Annotated in this window: 15 protein-coding genes; 14 read left to right on the top strand and 1 reads right to left on the bottom strand. The window is 37.8% G+C overall.

Annotation, left to right across the window (positions count from 1 at the left end):
* The first annotated feature begins 7 nt into the window (after positions 1–7).
* From AN957_RS16170 to clpP, 13 genes are all read left to right on the top strand, one after another.
* Entirely contained in the window at positions 8–1,372 is a 1,365-nt protein-coding gene (locus AN957_RS16170; protein ID WP_053476481.1) for an ABC transporter substrate-binding protein, read from the top strand.
* Positions 1,373–1,583: 211 nt separating this feature from the next.
* Positions 1,584–3,650, top strand: coding sequence for a formate dehydrogenase subunit alpha (gene fdhF, locus AN957_RS16160; RefSeq protein ID WP_342668497.1), 2,067 nt, complete (start codon positions 1,584–1,586; stop codon positions 3,648–3,650).
* Positions 3,651–3,949: 299 nt separating this feature from the next.
* The gene (locus tag AN957_RS16155; protein WP_053476478.1) at positions 3,950–4,345 is read left to right on the top strand and encodes a GntR family transcriptional regulator; all 396 of its coding nucleotides are present in this window, start codon (positions 3,950–3,952) and stop codon (positions 4,343–4,345) included.
* Complete coding sequence (locus AN957_RS16150) at positions 4,332–5,237, top strand: ABC transporter ATP-binding protein (RefSeq protein ID WP_053476477.1); 906 nt, start codon at positions 4,332–4,334, stop codon at positions 5,235–5,237. Before AN957_RS16155 ends, AN957_RS16150 begins: the two co-directional genes overlap by 14 nt.
* Entirely contained in the window at positions 5,212–7,167 is a 1,956-nt protein-coding gene (locus AN957_RS16145; protein WP_075209164.1) for a DUF6449 domain-containing protein, read from the top strand. Before AN957_RS16150 ends, AN957_RS16145 begins: the two co-directional genes overlap by 26 nt.
* 34 nt (positions 7,168–7,201) lie before the next feature.
* A complete protein-coding gene (locus AN957_RS16140; RefSeq protein ID WP_231690089.1) occupies positions 7,202–7,723 on the top strand; it encodes an RNA polymerase sigma factor in 522 nt (173 codons plus the stop codon).
* Positions 7,724–7,822: 99 nt separating this feature from the next.
* Entirely contained in the window at positions 7,823–8,506 is a 684-nt protein-coding gene (locus AN957_RS16135; RefSeq protein WP_053476475.1) for a response regulator transcription factor, read from the top strand.
* A 1-nt stretch (position 8,507) separates the two neighbouring features.
* Positions 8,508–9,512 (top strand): sensor histidine kinase, encoded by a 1,005-nt coding sequence (locus AN957_RS16130; protein WP_053476474.1) that lies wholly within the window; start codon positions 8,508–8,510, stop codon positions 9,510–9,512.
* 86 nt (positions 9,513–9,598) lie between these two features.
* Entirely contained in the window at positions 9,599–10,282 is a 684-nt protein-coding gene (locus AN957_RS16125) for an ABC transporter ATP-binding protein (RefSeq protein WP_056685171.1), read from the top strand.
* Positions 10,279–12,867 (top strand): ABC transporter permease, encoded by a 2,589-nt coding sequence (locus AN957_RS16120; RefSeq protein ID WP_056685168.1) that lies wholly within the window; start codon positions 10,279–10,281, stop codon positions 12,865–12,867. The genes AN957_RS16125 and AN957_RS16120 overlap by 4 nt, the downstream gene beginning before the upstream one ends.
* A gap of 114 nt (positions 12,868–12,981) precedes the next feature.
* Entirely contained in the window at positions 12,982–13,707 is a 726-nt protein-coding gene (locus AN957_RS16115) for a (S)-benzoin forming benzil reductase (RefSeq protein WP_053476471.1), read from the top strand.
* A gap of 262 nt (positions 13,708–13,969) precedes the next feature.
* Entirely contained in the window at positions 13,970–14,662 is a 693-nt protein-coding gene (locus AN957_RS16110; protein WP_053476470.1) for a sigma-70 family RNA polymerase sigma factor, read from the top strand.
* 17 nt (positions 14,663–14,679) lie between these two features.
* Positions 14,680–15,261, top strand: a complete 582-nt coding sequence (clpP, locus tag AN957_RS16105; RefSeq protein ID WP_053476469.1) for an ATP-dependent Clp endopeptidase proteolytic subunit ClpP — start codon at positions 14,680–14,682, stop codon at positions 15,259–15,261.
* Positions 15,262–15,394: 133 nt separating this feature from the next.
* Here the strand turns inward: clpP and AN957_RS16100 are convergent, their stop codons facing one another.
* The gene (locus AN957_RS16100; RefSeq protein ID WP_056685165.1) at positions 15,395–15,637 is read right to left on the bottom strand and encodes a hypothetical protein; all 243 of its coding nucleotides are present in this window, start codon (positions 15,635–15,637) and stop codon (positions 15,395–15,397) included.
* A 340-nt stretch (positions 15,638–15,977) separates the two neighbouring features.
* Here AN957_RS16100 and AN957_RS16095 point away from each other — a divergent pair, with 340 nt between their 5' ends.
* Positions 15,978–16,748, top strand: coding sequence for a class I SAM-dependent methyltransferase (locus AN957_RS16095; RefSeq protein WP_056685160.1), 771 nt, complete (start codon positions 15,978–15,980; stop codon positions 16,746–16,748).
* The last annotated feature ends 510 nt before the right edge of the window (positions 16,749–17,258 follow it).

Below are 17,258 nucleotides of genomic sequence, written 5' to 3'. Positions count from 1 at the left end.
GGCCATCGTGAAAAAGAATGTTAGGCTACTTTTTATATTCAGCGTAATTTTCAGCGTGATGTTTATGACAGCCTGTACGAATAATGAAAGTAAGCCGGAGCCATCGAATATGAATGAGAAGCAGAAGGGAACAGAGGAAAGCCCAGGCAAGGTGGAAATAAACTTCTGGCATGCGATGTCTGGTGCGGGCCAAGAAGCTTTAGATCGCATTGTGGCTGATTTCAATAGCTCACAGGATAAGTATACAGTCAATGCCGAATTTCAAGGCTCTTATGAGGAGTCATTAACAAAACTTCGCAGTGTAGGTGGAACAAAAGATGCACCGGCAATCACACAAGTATTTGAGGTCGGTACAAAGTTTATGATTGACAGCGGCTATATTGAGCCGATGCAATCGTTCATTGATAAAGATAATTATGATCTCTCACAACTGGAAGAGAATATCTTAAACTATTACCGAGTAGATGGTAAATTGTATTCGATGCCATTCAATTCCTCCACACCGGTGATGATCTATAACAAGGATGCATTTAAAGAAGCAGGGCTTGATCCTGAAAAGCCGCCACAAACATTTAATGAAGTAAAAGCAACAGCAGAAAAGTTGACAAAGCCTGGTGAGCAATACGGTTTTTCAATGCTAACTTATGGCTGGTTCTTTGAACAGCTTGTTGCTACACAAGGTGGTTTATATGTAAACGAAGAAAATGGACGTGCAGGCGATGCGACTGAGGCAGTATTCAATGGGGAAGAGGGGTTACGTGTCTTTAATTTCTTAAATGAAATGAACAAGGCGGGTACATTCGGGAATTATGGCACGAATTGGGATGATATCCGCGCAGCCTTCCAGACAGGAAAAGTAGCGATGTATATGGATTCGTCCGCAGGTGTTGCTGCTGCTGTTAACAATTCTCCTTTCGAGGTGGGTGTTGCGTTTATCCCATATGCAGATGAAGTAGAGCGGCAAGGGGTAGCCATTGGCGGGGCATCTTTATGGATGTCAAAAGGTATTGCAGAGGAAGAACAGGAAGCAGCATGGGAGTTCATGAAATACTTAACTACACCGGAAGTTCAGGCAAAATGGCATATTGGAACTGGTTATTTTGCTATAAATCCCGCAGCATACGATGAGGATATTGTAAAGGCAGAGTGGGAGAAATACCCGCAATTTAAGGTAACGGTTGATCAGCTTCAGCAAACGAAGCCGTCTCTTGCGACACAAGGTGCGCTCATTTCAGTCTTCCCAGAATCACGTCAGCAAATTGTTACCGCTTTGGAAAACCTGTATCAAGGGGCGGACCCGCAGGAAGTTCTTGATCAAGCAGCAGAGGGTACAAATCGGGCAATAGAAATTGCAAACAAAACAAAGAAGTAATAAGTAAGGTCATTGAGGTTTAGAAAAGAATCAGTCCCTATGATTGGACTGATTCTTTTCTATAACGCTAACCCATTTTTCAAATATTCATAATGTAGTATAATAGAAAGTGTATTATGTGAATTGTGAAGTGATATGAGGAATATTGGAATCGCTTTCAAAAGATAGGGAAGAGGTTGAATTCAACTATTCTTACGTAAAGGGAGGATAAATGATGAGTGAAGCTGCAAAGATAAAAACAGTCTGCGGCTATTGCGGAACAGGCTGTGGGCTCGTTGTCGAAGTTGACAATAATAAAATTGTGAAGATACGAGGAGATAAGGAAGCGCCTGTTAATAAAGGGCAAACATGTGTCAAGGGGTCGTTTGCTTATGAATATGTTCATGATAAAAGCCGTTTAACTTCTCCATTAATCCGCAAAGCGGGAGAGCTTGTAGAAACTACTTGGGAAGAAGCATATGCTTTTATTGCAGAGAAGCTTCAAGCAATCAAATCACAATTCGGTCCTGAAGCTATCACGATGTTTGCGACGGCTAGAAGCACAAATGAAGTGAATTATGTAACCCAGAAGTTTATGAGAACGGTCATCGGCAGCAATAATATTGATGGCTGTAACCGAACGTGACACGCTCCGAGTGTTGCCGGTCTGGCAACTGTATTTGGAAGTGGATTTCCAACGAATAGATTAGAAGATTTTGATCATACGGAAGTTCTATTACTCATGGGTTCGAATACTACCGAAGCCCATCCAATCATTGCTAATCGCATGAAAAAGGCAGTAAAATCCGGCTTGAAAATCATTGTGATCGATCCGCGTCGGATTGATATGGTGAAAAGCGCCCACCGCCATTTGCAAATTCATGTCGGTTCAGATATCGCCTTAATGAATGCTATGATTCACGTTATTATTGAGGAAGAATTATATAATCCAGCCTTTATTAATCAATTCACAGTTGATTTTGACACGTTAAAAGCACAAGTGAAAAGGTATACGCCAGAATTTGCTGCAGCCATTACTGGACTTGAACCGCAGGATATTATTGAAACGGCAAGAGAATATGCAAAAGCAGATAAAGCCATGATTGCCTACACACTTGGAATTACAGAGCATCATTGCGGGGTCAATAATGTTTTTGATATCGCAAATCTAGCTTTATTAACTGGCCATATCGGAAAACCTGGAAGCGGGATTATGCCTCTTCGCGGGCAGAATAATGTGCAAGGAGCAGGCGATATGGGCTGTCTGCCGAACCAGCTGCCAGGTGCAGTCAGCCTAACAAATGATGAATACCGTGGCCGATTTGAAAAAGCTTGGGGCATGGAGATTAACCCTATCGCAGGCGATACGCAAACAAGAGCATTCGATAAAATGGAAACGGGAGCAGTCAAAGCGCTTTATTGTCTTGGCGAAAATCCGTTAGTGGCAGATGTTCATATGACCCACACAAGAAAGCTGCTCGAAAAATTAGATCTTTTAGTTGTTCAAGATATTTTCTTAACGGAAACGGCGAAGCTAGCTGATGTGGTTTTGCCTGCAAGGTCATGGGGAGAAGTGGAAGGCACGTATACGAATACAGACCGTCGAATTCAACGTGTACGAAAAGCAGTCGATGCCCATCCGAATACGAAGGATGACTGGGTCATTCTTTGTGAACTAGCCACATTAATGGGGTATCCGATGAGCTATAATAATAGTGAAGAAATTTGGGATGAGCTGCGTGAGCTTGCATGGGAAATGTATGGAGGGATGCCTTATTCAAGGCTGGAAAAAGAATACAGTCTCCATTATCCTTGTCCAGATGAGTCCCATCCGGGTACATTTATTTTGCACGAAAGATATCATAACCCGGAAGCAGCAAGCGGAAAGCAATCTCCATTTGTTCCAGTTATGTATACGGAGCCGGTTGAGCTGCCAGATGAGGACTATCCATTTACGCTTACAACCGGTAGACGGTATGAATCGTATAATACCCATACGCAAACACGTTTTTATGCAGGCGGGGTAAAAATAAAACAAACAGAGGAATCACTTGATATTCATCCTGACGATGCAGCCAAGTTAGGTATTGAAACGGGTGAACTAGTTGAAATCAGCTCAAGAAGGGGCAGCTTGCAGGTAAAAGTGAAAGTCACTGAGCAAGTTGCACCAGGATTAGTATTCATGAGCTTCCATTTCAGTGATGTTCCAACGAATGTTTTAACAATCAATGAATTTGATCCAATTTCAGGTACAGCTGAATTTAAAGCATGTGCGGTAAACATTCGGTCATTAAAATAATTGCTTAAAGGAAAAGTGCCCAGCACTTTTCTTTTTTTTTTCCTAGAATGAGGTCTATTTCATTTTATACATAAATCTGATTTTATCTAGTAATTCTAAATAGTAATCTAGCACTTCTTATAATGTATCTAGCATTATCTAAACTTTATCTAGCAATTTTACATGTTTATCTAGCATTTTGAAAATAGCCTCTAAGAATTTTTAAAAAGGGATTGATTTCCTACCAATTTGTACTATAATCAAACTGTATCAACTGTACTATGATTCGTAGTACAGTACATACAGATGGGAGAGTGCATATGTTCGAGTTGGATATAAGGAGCCGCAAGCCGATTTATGAACAATTGGTTGAAAGGCTTAAAGAACTCATCATAACTGAAGTGTTAAAAACAGATGAACAGCTGCCTTCCGTCCGGACGCTAGCCCAACAGCTAACGATCAATCCGAATACGATTCAAAAAGCGTATCGCGAACTTGAAATCCAAGGATACATCTATTCGATTAAAGGTAAAGGAAGCTTTGTCAGTCCGGCAAATGACAGCCAAAATACAGAAAAGCTTCTTAAAGTAAAAAACGACTTAATGAAGCTGTTATCAGAAGCGATGTATTTAGGTATAACTGCGGATGAATTAATAGAAGTGATAAAAGAAGTACATGCTTCGATCGGGGGAGGGATAGAAAATGATCAAAATTAGTCATATCCGAAAATCATTTGATGGGTTAGAAGCAGTAGAAAATGTAAGTCTAACTGTCAATAGAGGTTCGATTTACGGCTTGCTCGGCTCGAACGGTGCAGGGAAAACAACCCTTTTAAAACTTTTAACAGGGTTATATGTGCCAGATGAAGGATTGATTTCGATTGACGGGCAGCCAGTCTATGAAAGCCCGGAAGTGAAAGAAAAGATCTTTTTTATCCAGGATACACCCTATTTTCTGCCGCATTACACGACCAAACAAATGGCACAGTTTTACGAAAGCATTTACCCACGTTGGAGTAATGAACGCTTTCAAGAGCTTGTAGCTATTTTTCAGGTGGATGTACATAAGAAAATTCATCGTTTTTCAAAAGGAATCCAAAGACAGGTGGCATTTATTCTTGCCTTATCGACACTTCCAGAAGTATTGATTCTTGACGAGCCTTTAGATGGATTAGATCCGGTCATGAGAAAAAAGGTAAAGAGTCTTATGATTGACGATGTCGCTGAAAGAGAAATGACCGTCTTAATTTCTTCACACAACTTAAGAGAAGTAGAGGATCTATGTGATTTTGTAGGAATTATGCATAAAGGACAAATGATGATTGAAAAAGATTTAGATGACCTTAAATCAGATACACATAAAGTACAGATCGCATTTAAGGGTGGTGCCCCGATTCCACCAAGTATTTTGGATTCTGTTAAAGTGCTGCATAAAGAGAAACGGGGTAGTATTCTCTTATTAATCGTAAAAGGAAAAGAAGAGGAAGTTACGGAAAGTATAGTAAAATATCAACCTGTCATTTTCGATATCCTTCCATTGACGCTTGAAGAAATCTTTATTTATGAAATGGGGGATGTTGGGTATGCAGTCGAAAATATTCTTGGTTAATAAAGAAATCCGAAAGACGATTATGAGAAGTATCGGTTGGGTTGCGATCGTTCACTTTCTAGGATTAATTTTTGCAGTTCCATTAGAAATTTTAATGACGACTACAGGAGAACAAAGACAATATATTAGAGCAGAAAGCTTATTCTATTTTCACTTTGAGATTCAAGCAGTTTTAAATATTGGGATTCCTGTTATACTAGCAGTTTTTTTATTCCGATACCTGCAGGTGAAGCCTTATAGTGATTTCATGCATAGTTTGCCGATTAAGAGGGATCGACTCTTTCATCAATATGCATTAACAGGAATGATCCTATTAATCTTGCCAGTATTGTTGATTGCGATCATCATTTCAGCATTGTATATTCCGCTGAATTTATCTGAGTTTATTACATGGGCAGATATTTTTAAGTGGCTTGGCATCACGATTATGTTTAATCTTCTTGTCTTTTTGGCAGGCGTTTTTACAGGGATGATTTCAGGTATTTCAGCAGTACAAGGGATTTTAACGTATATATTTTTACTATTGCCAATGGGATTACTCGTCTTATTAGCTTATAATCTTCCATTCTACCTGTATGGATTTGCTGATCGGTATGTGATGGAAAGTAAGGTTGAATCATTTTCTCCATTAGTTGCACTCAGTCAAGTAGATTACAGACCACTAGGGGCAATTGAAATCATTGTTTATTGCCTACTCATATTCATTTTATACGGTGTTTCTTTATGGGTATATAAAAACAGAAGGCTTGAAGCTGTCACACAATCACTCGTATTTCCCTTGTTAAAACCAATTTTTAAGTATGGGATGACCTTTTGTACGATGCTGCTAGGCGGTTTGTACTTTGGAATTATGGAGGGAAATACGACTTGGCTCATTGCAGGCTATGTGATTGGGGCTATCCTTGGTTATTTTGTAGCTGAGATGGTTCTGCAAAAATCTTGGCGGATCATTATTCACATAAAAGAGCTTATTATTTATGCAGGGGCAATGGCACTGTTAGTCATTCTTTTTCAATTTGATTTCACTCAATTTGAAAAAAAGGTGCCCAATTTAAGTGAGGTCGAGCGGATTCACTTAAGTGAAAATTATTTTATGTATAATGATGCCAATGATCCATTTTTCCTGACTAGTGCTGAAAATATGGATTTAATTAGAAGGCTTCATAAGGAAATTGTTGCTAATAAAAATCAAAACAAAAATAGAGTAAATGACAGTAGTGATCATGCCTTTTTTGTGTATGAATTGAAAAATGGCAAGAAGCTCGTACGGGATTACATGATAGATAAAAAGGAATATGCTCATTTTTATAAACTGATCCATGAGTCCGAAGAATATAAAAGGGTAACTAATGGGATTTTCAAAGTGAATGAGGAGCAAATTGAAAAAATCTCGATTCACCCTTATGGACCTACTCAGAAAAAAGCTGTAATTGTAGATCCAGAGGACTTGAAGGAAGCAATCGCAGTATTAAAAGATGAAATCAATACAGCAACCTATGAGGAAACAATCGATAATAGAGATCCTCATGCATTCATCGAAATCATGCAAAAAAATGACAAAACGGTGGGACTTGAATGGAGAATTTCATATAAGAAGTTTGAGGAATGGCTGGATAAAAAGGGGTTACTGGAACAGGCAAAAGTAACTGCAGCCGATATTTCATATGCCTATATTGTTGACACGAACGATCTTCAAATCAATTATGCTCAAGGCTATTCCTATGAAGAGCTATTTGAGCAAATGAGTAAGATTGGCCGTTCCATCAAAGTGACAGATAAAAACAGACTTGAAGAAAGCTTATTAAATGCCAGCGGATTCCATGATGGTCCATACATGATTGGCTATTATTATAAAGCGGACGGGTCTATTGATATTAAAAGCTTTAGTGGTGAGCATATTCCTGATTTCGTTCAGCAATATTTTAATTAAGTCAATGAATTTAAGGCAGAGGGGAGGGATAAGAGTGGATTGCTTCTGTATGGATATGAACGAACTATGTAAATTGTATAATAAACGGTTATTTCAAGTTGCCTACGGTATCACTAGAGACTATTATTTGGCTCAAGATGCCGTGCAGGAAGCATTGATTAAGGCTTACCAAAAAATGGATACAATTGAAGACCCTGAAAAAGTGGGGGCATGGCTGTCAGCAATCACAACAAGAACAGCCATTGATATTGTCCGAAAGGAAAGAAAGTTAAACGATCGAACCGCGAGCAATATTGAAATAGAGACAGCTAATATCAAAATGGACCAAAACGTCGAACAGGAAGTGGAAATGAACCTCTTAAAAGAACAGATCAATCTAGCTATTAACTCTCTTTCCCTTGATCAAAGGAAAGTGTTTCTTCTAAAAATAAATAGCGGTTTAAAGGAAAGAGAAATTGCCAAGCTATTAAAGATAAACCAAAATACAGTTAAAACGAAAATATATCGAGTAAGAAAGCAGCTGAAGGACATGTTAATGGAAAGCTTTTCTGCATAAATTTTAAGAAATATAAATAGAAAACACATGGCCATTTATAATAGAAAATTGCCATGTGTTTTTTTGTAATACATATACAGAAGGCAGGATGAGGATCATATGAAAATTTTAATTGTTGAGGATGATAAAACCATTGCATCTGGGCTTGAGTATTCCCTGCAGCAGGATTCCTATACAACCGTCATTTGTTATGATGTTGCTTCAGCAAAAAAGATACTAGTAGAACAATCTGATCAATTGGATATATGCTTATTCGATTTAGCCTTGCCAGATGGCAGCGGCTATGAATTATGTAAGCTTGTGAAGGAAAAGAGCGATACGCCAGTCATATTTTTAACAGCAAATGATGATGAGATCAATGTCGTCATGGGACTCGATATGGGGGCGGATGATTATATTACGAAGCCTTTCCGTATTCGAGAGCTTCTTTCGCGGATTAAATCAGTCCTCAGAAGATACAAAAAACATCCACAAATAAATTCAACCATCGCTATAGAAAATATTCGTATCAACTCTCTCGAAGGCAAGGTTTATAAACATAATGAAGAGATAACCTTAACAGCTCTTGAGTACCGATTATTGCTTACTTTTGCCAATCATATTGGACAAGTACTGACAAGGAATCAGCTGCTTGAACAAATTTGGGATGTAGCAGGAGATTTTGTCAATGACAATACTTTGACTGTTTACATAAAGAGACTCCGCGAAAAACTGGAGGATGATCCACAAAATCCAACAATGATTAAAACGATAAGAGGAATGGGCTATAAGGTAGGTGGGTAGGGTGCTCCGTAATCGAGAAATTGTGATTTTGCTGACGTCCATGTGCATAATTTGTGTAGCATCTTTTATAGCTGCGGCTGCTTTTTTTTCATTTAAGGCAGCATTGTTTACCTTGATTACATCTGTACTTCTAATCGGGTGCAGCTTGTTATTTACCCGCTGGCGGTATAGAGAAATAGAAAAGCTTTCAAGTTATCTGCGTCAAATAACTAGCGGCAATTATTCCCTCGATGTACGTGATAATCAAGAGGGAGAGCTAAGTATTTTAAAAAATGAAATGTACAAGGTGACACTCATGCTGTCTGAACAAAAATCACTTCTAAAACGGGACAAAGTTTTGTTAACAGATGCGATCTCTGATATATCTCATCAGCTAAAAACGCCATTAACCTCGATGATGATGATGGCTGATTTATTAAATGAGGCCAAGCTTCCAGTGAAAAAAAGGGCTGAATTTTTACACAGTATTCGTATGCAGCTTGAACGAATGGAATGGCTTGTTTCCTCCTTATTAAAACTTTCAAAAATTGATGCGGGCACCGTTGCATTCAAAAACGATCAAATAATCGTAAAGAAACTAATTGAAAAAGCATTAGAGGCCGTAATGATTCCGATGGATATTAAAGAACAAACTGTATCGATAAAAGGGGAAGATAAAACCTCCTTTATTGGGGACCTCAACTGGACGTGTGAAGCGATCATAAATATTTTAAAAAACTGTGTAGAGCATACGCCAGCAGGTGGTGCCCTATCCATTTCTTTTTCTGAAAATGTGCTTTTTACGGAAATATCGATTGCTGATAACGGTGAAGGTATTCCAAAGGAAGATATACCATACATTTTTAACCGTTTTTATAAAGGGAAGAATGCTGGTGAGGATAGCGTTGGCATTGGCCTTGCGATGGCTCACAGTATCATCAAAAGTCAAAGTGGCGACATTTATGTTAAAAGCAAACGGTATAAAGGCACACAATTTCAACTGAAGTTTTATAAACAAATTATTTAAGTGACTAAATTGTCATATTCTAAGTCACTTAATAGTCATTTTAGGCAGATAAACTAGTACCATCAGCAAAACATGGAGGGATATCAATGGATATTTTAAAAATAGAGAATCTGTCTAAAATTTACGGAAAAGGGGAAACGGCAGTAAAGGCACTTGATGATGTTTCATTTTCGATCAAGAAAGGGGAGTTTGTCGCGATTATTGGTCCGTCTGGATCTGGTAAATCTACCTTGCTTCACATGCTTGGAGGAGTAGACAGACCGACAAGAGGAAAGGTGCTTGTTGATAACACAGATATTTATCAGCTAAATGAAACTCAGCTTGCTATTTTCAGGCGCAGACAAATTGGCTTAATCTATCAATTTTATAATCTTATCCCTGTTCTAACAGTAGAGGAAAATATTACTCTCCCATTGCTGTTGGATGAACATAAAGTTGATAAGAAGCAATTCAAAGAGGTTGTAAACATACTAAATCTGCAAAACCGTTTAACTCATCTTCCTAATCAGCTTTCTGGCGGACAGCAGCAAAGGGTTTCGATCGGCAGAGCTTTGATTAGCCATCCTGCGATTATGCTGGCAGACGAGCCAACAGGCAATCTTGACAGTAAAAATAGCAGTGAAATCATTGATCTTTTAAAAATGTTTAATAAAACCTTTAACCAAACACTTATTGTGATTACCCATGATGAACGAATTGCATTGCAAGCGGATCGAGTCATAACCATTGAAGACGGAAGGATTGCCAATGATGAGGTGATTCGTCCATGAATATCGTGAATAAATTAACGATTAGGCATTTGAAGCAAAATAAGAAACGGACACTTGTGACAATTATTGGTGTCATTATTTCTGTTGCAATGGTAACAGCTGTTGCAACGCTCGGATTCTCGTTTATGGATCTGATGCAAAGACAGACAATTGCAAGCGATGGAGAATGGCATGTTCAATATAAGAACGTCAATCAAGATCAGCTCCAAGCAATTACAGCGGATGAAGAAACGGAAAAAGTGATCCTATCAAGGGATATTGGCTATGCATTCTTAGAAGGAAGTGATAATGATTACAAGCCGTATGTATTTGTGAAAGAATACAATGATGATGGCTTCAAGCAGTTCCCTATAGAATTAAGTCAAGGAAGACTTCCAGAGTCACCGAATGAAGTTGTCCTTTCAGAAGAAATTGCTTTAAATTCGAAAGTTGAGTATAACATGGGGGATTCATTGCTCCTTGAAGTGGGTGACCGGATAAGTCCAAATGGAGACAAAATACTAACACAAAATGACCTATTGCAAATAGAAAATGGGGAATTGCTTGAAAGCTTAAATATTGAGCAAACAAAAAATTACACTATTGTCGGTTTTATCAAGCGTCCCACATGGGAGCCGGCATGGTCACCAGGTTATACGATTCTCACATATTTGGATGAGCATGCGATCTCGGAAAAAAATACCGTAAATGCAACCGTCGTACTAAAGAAAGTTAAGCGTTCATTATATGATCATGCGGAAAAATTGGCGAAGAAGAATAATATTCCGACAAAATCTATTGCCTATAATAATGATTTGCTGCATTATTATGGTTTGACAAATAATAATGGACTTAAGAATACGCTTCTTTCTTTATCAGTCATTATTATGGCAGTCATTATTATTGGATCAGTTTCATTGATCTATAATGCCTTTGCCATTTCCGTCTCGGAACGATCTCGTCACTTAGGAATGCTTTCAAGTGTTGGAGCGACGAAACGGCAGAAGAGAAATTCTGTGTTTTTTGAAGGCGTGATTATTGGTTTAATCAGTATTCCTATAGGGATTGTTAGCGGACTTGCTGGCATCGGGATTACTTTTTTGTTTATTAACTCGATTATTCAGGGTGCTCTAGGGGTTACTGAAAAGTTAATGGTTACTGTCACACCAGTCTCTATTCTTATTGCCTGTGGCGTTTCTGCAATAACCATTTTTATTTCAACTTTTGTCCCAGCAATGAGAGCATCAAAAATTTCTGCTATTGATGCCATTCGACAAACAGCAGATGTGAAGCTAACTGGGGAAGCAGTAAAAACGTCAAAATTCATACGTAGGCTTTTCGGCATTGAAGCAGAAATCGGTTTGAAAAACTTAAAGAGAAACAAACGCAGATACCGGGCAACAATTTTTTCTTTAGTAATTAGTATTGTTTTATTTTTATCCGTGTCTTATTTTACAGCGAGCTTGAAGAAATCATTAGAATTGTCGCAGTCCGGTGTAGAATTTGATATACAGGTTTCTATTGAAGATGAAAGAGATGACCTAATAGAAAAAATTACATCCCTAGGGGATGTGAATGAATTTAATGTGATTAAAGAATTAAGCGCGACCTCAATGATAAAAGATTCTGCAATTGCCAATGAATTAAAGGTAATGGTAGAGGCTGGGGAAACCTCCCTAGAAAATGGGAAGTATTCGTATTATATTCGATTACATGCACTAGGTGAAGATGCCTTGAAATCATATGCGAAAGTAACAGGCACGGATGTTGAGAAGCTTAACAATCCAGAGCATATCGCAGGTATTATTGTTGATACAATTACGTATGAAGATATGAATGCAGGAAAGTTTGTTGAAACAAAAGCGATTCATACGAAAATTGGGGAAAAAATTAATTTACTTTATGCAGATTGGGAAACTGGAGAGCAGACGAAGCTCGAAAATATTGAAGTGGCAGCAACGACTGATCAATACCCTATGGGCGTTCAATCAGGAGGAGTTGGCGGATTAGATATCATTGTTTCTGAACAAGTGATGAAAAAGCTGACTGATCAGCTTCCTAATCCGGAAATTGCCACCTCCATTTATTTGAAAAGCTCAGATCCGATGAAAACGCAGCAGGAAATGGAAGAGATGAAGGAAAATGGGCTATCTATTTATAATGTTTTTCAACAGAGACAACAGGAAGAGCAAATGATTATGCTTATGTCCGTTTTTACTTATGGATTTATTGTCTTAATTACGGCTATCTCGATTGCAAATATTTTTAACACAATCTCGACAAGCATTGCCCTTCGAAAACGTGAATTTGCGATGCTAAAATCAGTTGGAATGACACCAAAGGGCTTTAATAAAATGATTAATTATGAAAGCATCTTTTATGGAGTCAACTCATTACTCTTTGGACTCCCAATTAGCATCATCGTCATGTATTTAATTTATAAGGGAACGATGAACAGCTTTTCTTACGCATTCTCCCTCCCTTGGGTCAGTATATTGTATTGTCTAATTGCGGTCTTTGTCATCGTCATTTCTGCCATGCTTTACTCAAGTACAAAAGTGAAAAAAGAAAATATTATCGACGGATTGAAGCAGGAGAGTATATAGAGTTCCAAATAAGAAGATGAGTTTCTACAGTATGTGGGATTCATCTTCCTTTTTTTATGAATGATGTGTTACCTTCATATATAGCTACATATTGTAAAAAAGGGGAGAAGACAAATGAACGTCTATATCATAACAGGTGCATCAAAAGGAATCGGGTTTGAACTTGCAAAACAATTGAGCGAAGCAGGGGAGTATGTTATTGGAGTTGCACGAACAGATACAAGTCTAAAGGGAGTAAAATGTTATCAGGCAGATTTATCTGTGTTAGAGAAATTAGAATCACTTATGAGTGATATCGTTGCCTCTGTCCCGCAAGAGGTAGAATCCTTCACACTTATAAATAATGCAGGAATGGTTGATCCCATTGGAATAATTGGTACTGTACATGCTGCAGAAATGGCAAAGGCAATGGCAGTTAATTTAACCGCACCCATGATTATTTCTAATGTGTTTATCTCAAAGCTGGAGAATTATAACGGGAAAAAGCAAATTGTTAATATCTCTTCTGGAGCAGGCAGAAATCCATATGAAGGCTGGGGAACGTACTGCACGACAAAAGCAGGTTTGGACCATTTTTCAAGGGTTATTGCTCTTGAGCAAGAAAATGCAGAATATCCAGTCGAAATTATTTCGATTGCCCCAGGGATTATCGACACCGGCATGCAGGAAGCCATACGCGCTAGCAGTGAAGAGGCATTCCCACTCTTAGACCGGTTCATTGATTATAAAGAACAAGGAAAGCTAGTCAGTGCGGAGGAAACTGCAAAGAAACTTATATCAATTATAGAAAATGGCAATTTTAATGAGATCGGTCCCATTGCTGATATTCGGAATTTTTAAGTGTAAGGGTGATTGTTAAGGGGAAAAAGGCAAGTAGCGGTAAACATAAGAGCATGATGATGCCCGAAAACAAGAAAAAAGGGATCAGCGGTAATAATAGGAGTTTTATGATGCCAAAAAAAGAATATGTCAAAAGTGGTAATAAGAACTCACTTAGCTAAATAGAGTAAGTAAAATAAAAGTAAGTTTTTTTTCGTACCCGTATCTTTCTTCCCTCCTATATCCGTTATAAAGGCAAGGAGGTTCAAAAGGAGTGAATAGAATGGTTTCTAATAAAAGCTTGTTTGCCAATGAAGGGGTTCAGATAGAGAAAGGAAGTAGTCACTTGAATCAGCTGTATCCAGGCCTTTTGCGGTATTGTCGTTTTTTAGCGAAAAACAAATGGGATGCTGACGACCTTGTTCAGGAATCAGTCTTAAAAGCGATTCAGCATTATCATTCTTCCGATGTAAGTCCTGCACTTTTGAACAAAATCGCTTACCATCAATGGATTGATACCATTAGAAAAAGAAATCGCGAAGTTGTTGGAGTGCTCGAGGATCAATCGGGGAAGGTTGATGCAATTAGCACAGATGAACTGCTTGATACAGTAAAGCTATTAGTAAATAATTTAACACCAAAACAAGCAATCATTTTCTTATTGAAAGAGGCTTTCAGCTACCAAACAAAGGAAATTGCTGATTTGCTGGATACAACAGAAATGGCTGTGAAAGCGATCATCCATAGAACAAGGAAACGGCTGGAGAAGGAAACGAACCTGCAATCAGTGGATTCCTACTGGTGTGAGGAAGAAAGGGAAATGATAGGGAATCTGATATATCAATCCTTACAATCTGAAGACCCATCCATTTTAATTGAGTATGTATCTGACATTCCTCCATTGGCAGAAGTCCCTAAGCTTGCTAAGAAAACGTATACTCAATCTCCTATTGACCTTTATAGTTTCGCAGCATAATAAAGGGAGGAATTTTTATGGGTACGATTCCATATGTGATTGAACATTCCAATCGTGGGGAACGATCTTATGATATTTACTCACGTCTATTGAAAGACCGAATCATCATTATTGGCGAAGAAATTAATGAGCAGGTTGCAAACAGTGTCATTGCCCAGCTATTGTTTTTAGAAGCTGACAATGCAGAAAAAGATATTTCCATTTATATTAATAGCCCTGGCGGCTCGACAACTGCAGGCTTTGCGATTTTTGATACAATGGAGTACATTAAACCAGATGTAAGCACGATTTGTATGGGAATGGCTGCATCATTTGGAGCATTGCTGCTTATCGCTGGTACGAAGGGAAAAAGGTATGCCCTTCCAAACAGCGAGATTATGATCCATCAGCCGCTTGGCGGTGTAAGAGGACAGGCAACAGAAATTGAAATCTCTGCACGAAGAATTCTCAAACTCCGTGATCATGTCAATGGAATTATTGCCGATCGCACCGGACAGCCGGTTGAAAAAATCGCTAAAGACAGTGACCGTGATTTCTATATGACTGCCCAGGAAGCACTGGAATATGGGATTATTGATAAAATTATTACCAAAAAATAAAGGAACCTATTATTAGGCTATGTTAAAGCTTAATGCTGATATGTAAGTGAAATGAAAGGAAGCCATTACAGTGGCTTCCAATTTTTATCTATTGCTTCCATTTAAGCTATCATTGTATATTTGTATCCATTTTTTACGCTTTGAAAAAAATTGAAAGCAAAACAACCTCACCCACAACTATTAAACTTAATCCTAAAACTAAACCACCAAAAAACAAAAATTCATTAACTTTCCAAGAGAAGAAAAACCAAACCATTATCCCAAACACACCTAATGCTAAGTTAATTGTCCCCGCAATTAGGGCTTGTGGCAGAAAGAGACCTGTTTTCTTAATCATAGCGGAACCATATTTAAAGCTTATAAATAATGCTGCCATAAAAAAATCACATATATCATCATGACAATATCTATCTTATTCACTCGTTAAACCCCCCTTAAAACGAGTTTACCATAAAGTACCATTCTCTTTTTGGATTATAAAAAGTTAGGGTGAACATTTAATTTTGGTAGACGTAAACTGTACATTAATGACCGTCATTTCAAATACAAAAGATATCAATAATAATTCCTGGCTGGTATGTTTGTACTTTCGTTACTGATACTCTCTACTAATAAGAACAACCTATTATTTAAACAACGGTAAGGAGTAAAGTTCTTTTTTTGTATAAAGTTAAATGTCAGAATTTGTGGTAAAATTTAGAAAAAGGAGTGTGTGTATGTTAGTAGATAATTTTGAAGAATATGAGGACCCAATGGCTTACGATAGTGAAAACGAAACGTATAAAGAGGACCTTCCTTTTCTAATGAAGTGGGCTGCGAAGATAGACGGAACGATTATCGATCTAGCTTGCGGGACAGGCAGGGTAACGATTCCGCTAGCTAAAAAAGGATACAAGCTAGTAGGTGTGGACATTCATAAGGGAATGCTAGCTGAAGCAAGGAGAAAATCAGCTAATCAACATTCGCCAATCAAATGGATTGAACAGGATTGTACGAATCTCCATTTGAATGCAAAAAGCAGGTTCATTTTTACAGTTGGCAACTCATTTCAGCATTTTCTAATGAATAAATCACAGGATGGATTATTGGACTCTGTGAATAGACATTTGGAATTGGGCGGAATATTTATCTTCGGCACACGGTTTCCAAGTGCTGAGGCGCTGCTCCAGCCAAGTACAGAAGAATATTGGAAAACATATGTAGACAACGATACGATGAATAAAGTGGATGTATACACGATAAGTAAGTATGACCCCCTTACCCAAGTTCAACATTATATAACGATTAGAAGAATGATAAATAAAGCGGGAGAAATAATTGAAGAAAAAAAGACAAATATACTTTTGCGCTATACGTACCCGAGAGAAATGGAACGCATTTTATCTGCAAACGGCTTTGAAATTGTTGATCTGTATCAAGATTGGAATGAAACGTCAATAACTGATGACAGTACGCAAATGGTATATGTTTGTAAGAAAGTAAAGTGATCCATTAATGATGAGGGTTAGAAATGTATGTGAAAATGTACTAAATTCCTTTTTTGACTTTCTTTTAGCTCCATTTAATTTATTTCTAATCGCCGTTTGTATTGTGATTGTTGCCATTATAAGAGTTTATTTTTTAAAATAAAGAAAACAGTGGTGATAGCTGTAACGGATGTTGCAATAGGAACAATCCTCATTTTCAACCAAATGAAATACACCACCTATGAAAAGTAATTTGCAAATCAACTCAGTAGAGCTGCTTGTTTCCCATTTTTAAAGAATTCGAGTGAATAGTGTACTCAATAGGACTGCTTGTTTCCCGTTTCTAAAGAATTCGAGTGAATAGTGTACTCAATAGAGCTGCTTGTTTCCTATTTTTACAAAATTCAAGTGGATTCTGTACTCAATAAGGCTGCTTGTTTCCCATTTTTAAAGAATTCGAGTAAATAGTGTATTCAATAGGACTGCTTGTTTCCCGTTTCTAAAGAATTCGAGTGAATAGTGTACTCAATA

The organism is Cytobacillus solani, from assembly GCF_001420595.1.
Taxonomy (GTDB): Bacteria; Bacillota; Bacilli; order Bacillales; family Cytobacillaceae; genus Cytobacillus; species Cytobacillus solani.
This window is presented reverse-complemented; position numbering and strand designations above follow the sequence as displayed.